At 62.6% G+C, this 6,396-nt stretch carries 5 protein-coding genes; 2 read left to right on the top strand and 3 right to left on the bottom strand.

What is annotated here, in order from left to right:
* A partial coding sequence (locus tag EPO09_RS18915; protein ID WP_290645548.1) for an FtsX-like permease family protein occupies positions 1-2,594 on the bottom strand: 2,594 nt, incomplete at its 3' end.
* 80 nt (positions 2,595-2,674) lie between these two features.
* On the opposite strand from EPO09_RS18915, the gene EPO09_RS18920 reads away from it, so the two are divergent.
* A complete protein-coding gene (locus EPO09_RS18920) occupies positions 2,675-3,409 on the top strand; it encodes a YoaK family protein (RefSeq protein WP_290645550.1) in 735 nt (244 codons plus the stop codon).
* Between the two features lie 9 nt (positions 3,410-3,418).
* Positions 3,419-4,294 (top strand): class III extradiol ring-cleavage dioxygenase, encoded by an 876-nt coding sequence (locus tag EPO09_RS18925; RefSeq protein ID WP_290645552.1) that lies wholly within the window; start codon positions 3,419-3,421, stop codon positions 4,292-4,294.
* Between the two features lie 625 nt (positions 4,295-4,919).
* Here EPO09_RS18925 and EPO09_RS18930 read toward each other — a convergent pair.
* Positions 4,920-5,963, bottom strand: a complete 1,044-nt coding sequence (locus EPO09_RS18930; RefSeq protein WP_290645554.1) for an adenosine deaminase — start codon at positions 5,961-5,963, stop codon at positions 4,920-4,922.
* 33 nt (positions 5,964-5,996) lie between these two features.
* Positions 5,997-6,396: BMP family ABC transporter substrate-binding protein (locus tag EPO09_RS18935; RefSeq protein ID WP_290645556.1), on the bottom strand; the 400-nt coding region annotated here is incomplete at its 5' end.

Consider the following 6,396-nt stretch of genomic DNA (forward strand, 5'->3'; position numbering starts at 1 on the left):
CGCAAGGTCAGCGCCACCGGCCTGCTGACCACGCCGCGCAGGCTCCACCACCCGGCCGCCCAGGCCAGCAGCGCCCCGATGAGGGCCCCGAGCAGGGGCCACCAAAGGGGCGCGTTCCATTCGAACTCGAACACCTTGGTGGCCAGCCCCCAGCCAATGGCCAAAGCCGCAGACGCCGACATGGCGCCAGCCAGCGCGCCCAAGCCCAACAGTTCAATGCGCTGCACGGTGAACAGCAACTGCCGTGTGGCCCCCATGGAGCGCAGCACGGCCCACTCCCGCGCTCGGCGTTCACGCGAAGTCATCAAACCAGCCATGAGCACGATCAGGCCCGTGACCAGCGTGAAGACGAACAGGAACTCCACAGCCGTGATCACCTGGCCGAGCACCCCCTGGATCTGCGCCAGCGTGGCAGACACATCGATGACCGTGACATTGGGATAGTTCTGCACCAACAGGCGATCGAGCTTGGCCTGCTTGGGCAGTTTGAAGGCCGTGATGTAGGTGACGGGCCACTGCGGCATGTCGGCCTTGGGTGCCATCACGAAGAAGTTCACGCGCATGGACGACCAGTCCACCTTGCGCAGGCTGGTGATGCGGCCTTCCTGGATCGTACCGGCCATGTCGAAGCGCAGCTTGTCACCCAGCTTCAGGCCCAGCGTCTTGGCGATGCCCTGCTCCACACTGAAGGCATCATCTTCATTCTGAACATAACGCCCTGCCACCACGGGGTTGTAAGACGGCGTCTGCTGCGCATAGCTGAGGTTGAACTCGCGATCGACCAGGCGCTGGGCGCGCTCTTCCGGGTAGTCCTCGGCCCGCACAGGCTTGCCGTTGACGCCAATCAGGCGCGCCCGGACCATCGGATACCAGTCGAACTGCTTGATGCCTGCATCACGCAGGGTGGCTTGGAAACTTTCAACCTGATCCGGCTGGATATTGATCACGAAGCGATCTGGCGCGTCCGGGGGCGTGGCATTACGCCAGCTGGCGACCAGGTCCGTGCGGATGAGGATCAGCAGCATCAGGGCGAGCAAACCCACGCTCAGGGCGCAGACCTGCACAACCGTCTGCACGGGCTGAGCCGTGAGTTGCCGGGTGCCCAGCGTCCACCAGGTGGGCGCCCTGCCCGCCAATTGATCTGCCAAGAATCGCAAGATGGCGACGGCCGCGAAACCCAGCAAGGCAAAAACCAGTACCGCGCCAGCGAACCCTCCCAGCGCGATGCCGCCCATCTTCACGTCACGGGCCACCATCATCAGCAGAGCCAGCAGCGCAGCGCCACCCAGGCCCCACACGGCGGCAGACATGGGTCTCAGCTGGCCCAAGTCCCTGCGCAAGACACGCAGGGGCGGCACCTGGGTCAGTTGCAAGACGGGCGGCAGACCAAAACCCAGGGTCAGCAACACGCCCACACCCAGGCCCAGCGCAACAGGTTGCCACCCCGCCATGGGCAAAGACACGCCCACCAGATCAGACAGCAGCGCCACAAACACCAGATGGAACAGCCAGCCCAACAGCAGGCCGCCCAGGCTGGCCATCAAGCCGACCAACGCGAACTGGATGCCGTAGGACCAGGCCATGACGCGCTGCGGCACGCCCAGCACGCGCAGCAAGGCGCAATCGTCCAGGCGGCGCTGTGCAAAGTCCCTCGATACCAGGGCGACCGCCACGGCAGACAACAAGGCCGCCAGCAAGGCCACCAGACGCAAGAAGAGCCCGGCTCGGTCCAGGGTGGCCCGCATCTCGGGGCGACCGGCATCCAGGGTCTCGATCTTCATGCCACGGGTCTTGTCTGCCACTTTGCGAGCGGCATCCACGAAGGCTTGCACCTGTTGCTTGCCGTCATTGGCCATCGGCGCGATGCGCGTCTGGTCTGCATCGCCCGTTCTGGCAGGCCCAGCCACCAGCGCACGATAGGTGATGCGGCTGGCTGGTTGTACGAGTTGCGTGCTGGGCAGATCGGCCGCACGGATCATCACCCTCGGTGAGAAGGCCACAAAGCCCGCCCCCCTGTCGGGCTCACTCACGATGACAGCCTGGATGCGGAACTTCGCCTCGCCCAGCCAGAGCGCGTCGCCCACTTTGAGATTGAGTGCCAGCAAAAGACCAGGTTCAGTCCAGGCCTGGCCGGCGGGCGGGCCACCAGTGGGAGCCTTGCCCGTGGTCTTGACGACGCCATCAGCACCCATGGTGCCCAGCGTCAACTGCCCTCGCAAAGGGTAGTTCGGACTGACCGATTTGAGCGCCACCAGGCGGGTATCGCCGCCAAGCTCATCCGGCGCGCGCGCCATGCTGGCGAAAACGGAGGTCTGTGCCACGCGCAAGCCTTGATCCCGCGCTGTTTGCACCACGGCATCCGGCACCGGCTGATCGGCCACCACCACGGCATCGGCGCCCAGCAACTGCGCGGCATCCCGGCTCAATCCCCGCTCGATGCGGTCCGCAAAAAAGCCCACAGCCGTGAGCGCCGCCACCGCCAGCACCACCGCCAGGATCAAAAACCGCATGCTGCTGGCACGCAGATCACGCCGGGTCTGAAGCAAAGCCCATTGCCATGCGGATACGGTTGTGCTGCTGGACGTCACACTCATGTGGGTAGATTCTGGCTAGATCGGGCTCGGATTGCGCGATGATGGCAGCTTAATCCGAAGTTTGCAGATCGCACTTATCCATGCCCGTCGATTACCTCAGGACGCTCACAGCCCCGGAGCGTACCCGCCAGAGCAACCTGCATCTGGGGCTGTCGCTGGCCTTCGTGGCCGGCGCCACCAACGCGGGCGGCTTTCTGGCGGTCAAGGAATACACCTCGCACATGACGGGCGTCGTCTCCAGCATGGCCGACGATCTGGCCCTGGGTCGCATGGATCTGGTTCTGGACTGGTTCACCTCGCTGCTGGCTTTTTTGCTGGGCGCGGCCACCTCTGCCGTGATGATCAACTGGGCGCGGCGCAGGCGATCCAGACACGAATACACGCTGCCCCTGCTGCTTGAGGCCTCACTGCTGCTGGCCTTCGGGGTGCTGGGCTATATGCACCACCTGATAGGCACGTCCATGGGCATCACGGTCGCCTTGCTGTGCTACGTGATGGGCTTGCAGAACGCCATGATCACGAAGGTGTCCAACGCTGAAATCCGCACCACACACGTTACGGGCCTGGTCACGGACATCGGGATCGAGTTGGGCAAGCTGCTGTACTGGAACCGCACCCCAGACAGTGTCGCCACGCCACTGGTTCGCGTAAACCAGGAAAAGTTGAAAGTGCATGTGATGCTGGTGCTGTCCTTTTTCGTGGGCGGTGTGATTGGCGCGCTGGGTTTCAAGCATGTGGGTTATGTGTCCACCGTGCCCCTGGCCATCGTGCTGGCATTGCTGTCGTCGGTGCAGTTCCTGCCGCCGCGTCGTTAGACTGTGATCATGAATACCCCATACCGCATGTTCGGCACTCCCTTGCCTACCCTGTTTCTGTCCCACGGCTCACCGATGATCGCGATCGAGCCGGGCGAGGCCGGGCGGTTCATGCAAAGCCTGGGGCCGGCCATTGACGCCCTGTGGGGGCGCCCCAAGGCGGTGGTGATCATGTCGCCGCACACGGCCACGCGCACGCCCTTTGTGCTGGGCGCCGCCAAGCATCAGACCATTCATGACTTTGGCGGCTTCCCGGCACCGCTCTACGACATTCGCTATGAGGCCGCAGGGGATCCCGTCCTGGCGCAGGAAGTCACGCGTTTGTTGACTGAAGCGGGGCTGCCAGCCCAGTTCACGCCGCAGGGCGGGCTTGATCACGGTATCTGGACGACCTTGATGCATGTGTACCCGCAGGTTGATGTGCCTGTGGTGCCGGTTTCCTTGATGCCGCACATGAAGCCAGCCGACATGCTGGCTTTGGGCCGGGCGCTGCGTGGCTTGAGTGCGCAAGGCATTCTGGTGATTGGATCGGGCAGCCTGACGCACAACCTGCAGCGCTTCTTTGGCTCGCCAAGTTCGGTGGACGCGCCTGAGGAAAAGGACTGTGCGGCGTTCAGAGCCTGGGTGTTGGACAAGACGGCCGAGGCCGACTGGCCGGCGCTGTTGGACTACCGGGCGCAAGCCCCATTCGCCCGCGAGATGCACCCGACGGATGAGCACTGGCTGCCCTTTTACTTTGCGGCTGGGGCTGCGGTTGAAGGGGATGCTGAGGTGCCGTCGAAGGGGGTGCGGTTGCATGGCAGCGTGACGCATGGGCATCTGGCGCTGGATGCGTATGGCTTCGGGCCGGGTGTGGCGGCCTTGGCTCAGCAATTGGGTGTGTGAGTTAGCACTGCTTAGTGCTGGTGGTGTCTTCTTCATGCTTGCGCTGAGCATGGCCTGATGAACCGGGTGGGCGTCTTCCGCTCCTGACGCGGGCCACCACCTCCTCACGCCATCCTTTCCTCATCAACACGAACCAAGCCGGTCACGAGTCAGGACACCGCGAATGGTCGCTTCAGCCGCCCACCCGGTTCATCAGGCCCGACACGTTCGTGCGTTAGTACGATTCCACACGCGATAGGCCCTGGCATCTCGGTACGCGAGCGTGGGACCACTCGTCGCAACACACAGCCGACCTTGGCTCATGGCGGCGATATCACCGGTCACCGATCGCAGCTTCCAACCCCAACTCGGTGTGTCGCGGGATGGCGGCGGCAAGCGACTGTGAAGCGACCATTCGCGGTGTCCTGGCTGGTGGCATGGGCAGGCTCGTGTTGACGAGGTGACGGCCCACACGCTCGGTGATGGCCCGCGTCAGGAGCGGAACAGGCGCTTGCCGCCGTCATCCCGTTGCACAAAACACCCGCAAGAAAACAGCCACCAACACACAAAAAAGGCCATCAGAGCAAAACTCTGACGGCCCGTTTAGCCTAGAAAACAACCTTCTCAGCGAAGCATCAAACCAATCTCACGCAAACTGCGCAAACACCGCATCCAGCTGCCCGATCCACCCAGCCTTGGTCCGCTCATCCACAAAGCTGGCTTCAAAGCTGTTGCGTGCCAGGGTATAGGCATCTTCCGCATCCAGATCCAGATCGGCAAAACAGGCCAGGAAGTTCTGGTTCATGTAGCCCCCGAAGTAAGCCGGGTCATCCGAATTGACCGTCGCCTTCAGGCCCTGCTGAAGCAAGGTCTTCAGGTTGTGATCCGCCATCTTCTTGAACACGCACAGCTTGACGTTCGACAGCGGGCAAACCGTCAAGGCCGTACCCTGCCTGACCAGACGATGCACCAGGGCTGCGTCCTCGACACAGCGCACGCCATGGTCGATGCGCTCCACATGCAGCACATCCAAGGCGCTGATGATGTAAGCAGGCGGGCCCTCTTCGCCCGCGTGCGCCACCAGATGCAGGCCCAACTCCTTGCACTTTGCGAACACACGCGCGAACTTCTCAGGCGGGTGGCCGCGCTCGCTGGAGTCCAGCCCCACACCGATGAAATGCTGACGGAAAGGCAAGGCCTCTTCCAGCGTCTTCAATGCAGCCTCTTCTGACAGATGCCGCAAAAAGCACATGATCAAGGACGCACTGACACCCAACTCCGCCTTCGCCCGATCGCAGGCACTTTTCAGGCCCTTGATCACCACCTCGAACGGTACGCCACGGTCGGTGTGCGTTTGAGGATCGAAGAACATTTCCGTGTGGACGACGTTATCGGCCTTGGCCTTGAGCAGGTAGGCCCAGGCCATGTCGTGGAAGTCCTGCTCCTTGAGCAGCACCGAGGCCCCTGCGTAATAGATGTCCAGAAAGCTCTGAAGATCCGTGAACGCATAGGCCGCACGCAAGGCATCGACACTGGGATAACTCAAGCCCACACCGTTACGCTGGGCCAGTGCAAAGATCAACTCGGGCTCCAGGGAGCCTTCGATGTGCATGTGCAACTCGGCCTTGGGCATGGCTTGAACCAATGCAGGCAACTTGTCCTTGGGAATGGCGAAGCGGGCTTGGGTCATCTTGTCGATCAGATCAGTGCAAGGAAGAGCAGCTTACTTGCTGGAAGGCACGGCGCCATCCACGCCCTTGACGTAGAAGTCGATGGTGCTCAGGAACTTGTCGTCGGCCACGGCATCCTTGGCCACGGCTTCCTTGCCGTCCTGTTTCAGGATCGGGCCCTTCCAGACCGCGAAGCTACCGTCTTTCAGGCCTGCCTTGACCGTGTCCACTTTGGCCTTCAGGTCAGCAGGCACCTTGTCCGAGATCGAGACAAGATCGATCGCACCTTCCTTGACGCCCCACCAGACACCACCCGTCTTCCAGGTACCTTCCAGCGCATCCTTCGTGGCCTTCACGTAGTAAGGGCCCCAATTGATGACGCTGGACGCCAAGTGCGCCTTAGGACCGAACTGGGTCATGTCGGAGTCCCAGCCGAATGCGTACTTGCCAGCC

The organism is Aquabacterium sp., from assembly GCF_004297345.1.
Lineage (GTDB): Bacteria > Pseudomonadota > Gammaproteobacteria > Burkholderiales > Burkholderiaceae_C > Aquabacterium.

Coding starts and splice junctions, on each gene's coding strand:
- EPO09_RS18925 (WP_290645552.1), top strand. CDS start 3,419: ATGAATACCCCATACCGCATGTTCGGCACTCCCTTGCCTACCCTGTTT.
- EPO09_RS18920 (WP_290645550.1), top strand. CDS start 2,675: ATGCCCGTCGATTACCTCAGGACGCTCACAGCCCCGGAGCGTACCCGC.
- EPO09_RS18930 (WP_290645554.1), bottom strand. CDS start 5,963: ATGACCCAAGCCCGCTTCGCCATTCCCAAGGACAAGTTGCCTGCATTG.